This is a genomic window from Clostridium sp. (genome assembly GCF_051650885.1).
Taxonomy (GTDB): domain Bacteria; phylum Bacillota; class Clostridia; order Clostridiales; family Clostridiaceae; genus Clostridium.
Genome location: NZ_JBOFRG010000277.1, coordinates 1 through 2,635, shown reverse-complemented (window position 1 = coordinate 2,635; position 2,635 = coordinate 1). Strand labels below are relative to the sequence as shown.

Below are 2,635 nucleotides of genomic sequence, written 5' to 3'. Positions count from 1 at the left end.
GGTATTATTTTAAATGTAGGATTTATTATATTTTTTTTAGTGTCATATAGTAAGGGAGAAGAAAAAACTATGCATGGATTTATAGAGAATGCATGGCATAATAATATTATTTTAGAAAAAAATGAAGAGGTATATCTTGAATATCCGATATATATAACAAATTATTCAACTTATAATATGGATGTAAGTTTAGAGTCTAGTGAGCAATTATTAAATGTTAGACAGGTAGAAAATACATTAATAGATGAAAATGAGAGATTCCACAGATATCAACTATCATATAATCTACAAATTCAATCATATATGGAAAGGCAGAAGGAATTATCGAATGGAGTATTGAATGTTAATTTTAATAAAAAAGAATATGCAGTAGATTTAGGAACTTCTATAATTAGCATTTTAGATAATGCAGATAAAAGTATTGAAGTAGAGGGGGGAACTCTTTTAATAGATAGAATGGAAACTAACAAATATGAGATTTCATATACTTTGAAAAATATCACTGAAGATACTTTGGTAATAAAAGGGGTTGAATTAAATGCAGATGATAAGTTTAAAATAGAAAAAGTAAAAGAGACTGTAATACCAGGAAAAACTTCTCTAGATATAAGCTTTATTTTGAGAATAGATTCATCAATAAAAAATGCTAGAATTAAGCCTAAGATTATATATGAAAACACAAATAAGAAACTTCTAGAAGCAAATTTAACTATGTTTATTATCGCAGATCCTATTCCAGAAGAAAGAATTCAACAAAAATATAAAATATTTTAAATAAATGTAATGATAAAATTAAAATAGCAAGAATAAGGTATGGAAGGAAGATGAAGTTTATAAAGCTCATCTTTTTTTTGTATAATTTTAAATTAAAAATAAAGATTTAACAATACTTAAAAGACATCTAACATAGCGCCAAGATATACTTTAGAAAAGGAATTTATTAAGTAGTAAAAGTGTTGCGATTGTGAATTACATGAAGAGCATAAGGAAAATTTTGATAAATAAAAGGGGGAAATAAAGAGATGAAAATGAAGAGGATTTTATCGTTAATTGGGGCTTTAACTATTGGGGTTTCTATGTTTGTTGGATGTATGGGGACTGATGGAAAGGAAGGAAGCAAAGGGGATATAAGAATTGTTTGGTATCCTAATGAAAGTGGTGGAGATTTAGAAGAGGCTAGAGAAGAGATTGCAAAGATTGTGGAGAAGGCTACAGGAAGAAAGGTTACTCATAAGCTTACTACTGATTACTTAGTGGCTATAGAGGCTCTTTCAAATGATGGGGCTGAAATTGGTTTTACAGGAGCACAAGGATATATTGAGGCCAAAAATAAGAATGATAAGATTGCACCTTTAGTAGTTCCATCAGGACCATCAGGAACTTTAGATGATGCAGTTTATTATAGCTGGCTTTCTGTAAGAAGTGGTGAAGAAACGGATTATAAAGAGGGAAATGATTATTCTATAAAAAATATTAAAGGAAAGAAAATGAGCTTTGTGTCTAACAGTTCAACTTCAGGATTTAAAGTTCCTTCAAGTTCAATTGTAAAGGAGTTTAAAGAAGATAATCTTACAGCAGAAGATTTAATGCAAGGTGGAAAAGACAGGTTCTTTAATGAAGTTTTATTTGGTGGTTCTCATCAAGGGGCAGCTGTAAACTTATTAACTAACAAATCAGATATTGCGGCTTTTTGTGATACTGTAATGATGAATTATATTGATGTTGTAGATGGAAAATTTAATGCTGTTGGAACAAAGTACAAGATTAAGGACAATGCAGATGAACCTTTTAAAAATTTAAAAGGAAAAGAGTTTGTAGCTATAAATAGCACTCCAGTTTTAAACTCACCTTTTGTAATTAATGAAAATCTTTTAAGTGATGAAGAGATAAAGAATTTAAAGGATGCCTTTACAGGAGAAGAAACTACAAATAATGAAAAGATATTTATAAAAGAAGGTTCTGATGGAAAAGGCTTCTTCACTAAAACTGATAAAGAAAAGTTTTTAGAGGTAGAAGATTCATGGTTTAATCCAGTTAGAGAACTTAGTAAGTAAGGAGAATTTTAGATGGAAATGCTAGATTTAAAGGGTTTATGTAAGGAATATAAGGGTGGAACTAAAGCACTTGATGATATAAGTTTTTCAGTTAAAAAGGGGGAGTTTATATCTATAATAGGACCTTCAGGTGCAGGGAAATCTACTCTTCTTAGATGTATAAATAAGATGATTGATATATCTTTAGGTGAGCTTGTTTTTGATAATAAAGAAGTTAGATATTTAAATAAAAAGGAGCTTAGGGAGCATAGAACAAAGATAGGAATGATTTTTCAACACTATAATTTAGTGGAAAGACTTTCTGTTATAGAAAATGTTCTACATGGAAGGCTTGGATATAAAAGTACTTTAGATGGAGTTTTAGGAAGGTATACAGAAGAAGAAAAAACAAAGGCATTTCATCTTTTAGAGAAGCTTGGACTTAAAGACCAAGCCTTTAAAAGATGTGATAAGTTAAGTGGAGGACAAAAGCAAAGAGTTGGGATATGTAGGGCGTTAATTCAAGACCCAAAGCTTATTTTATGTGATGAACCTATTGCATCTTTAGACCCAAGCTCATCAAAAATCATTATGGATTATTT

Annotated in this window: 3 protein-coding genes; all 3 read left to right on the top strand. The window is 29.7% G+C overall.

The features are described 5' to 3' along the window. The coding region (locus ACRC28_RS13370) for a hypothetical protein (RefSeq protein WP_438543944.1) at positions 1–774 on the top strand (774 nt) is incomplete at its 5' end. Between the two features lie 248 nt (positions 775–1,022). Then, positions 1,023–2,054, top strand: a complete 1,032-nt coding sequence (locus ACRC28_RS13365) for a PhnD/SsuA/transferrin family substrate-binding protein (protein WP_438543943.1) — start codon at positions 1,023–1,025, stop codon at positions 2,052–2,054. A 12-nt stretch (positions 2,055–2,066) separates the two neighbouring features. After that, a partial coding sequence (phnC, locus tag ACRC28_RS13360; RefSeq protein WP_438543942.1) for a phosphonate ABC transporter ATP-binding protein occupies positions 2,067–2,635 on the top strand: 569 nt, incomplete at its 3' end.

Coding starts and splice junctions, on each gene's coding strand:
- ACRC28_RS13365 (WP_438543943.1), top strand. CDS start 1,023: ATGAAAATGAAGAGGATTTTATCGTTAATTGGGGCTTTAACTATTGGG.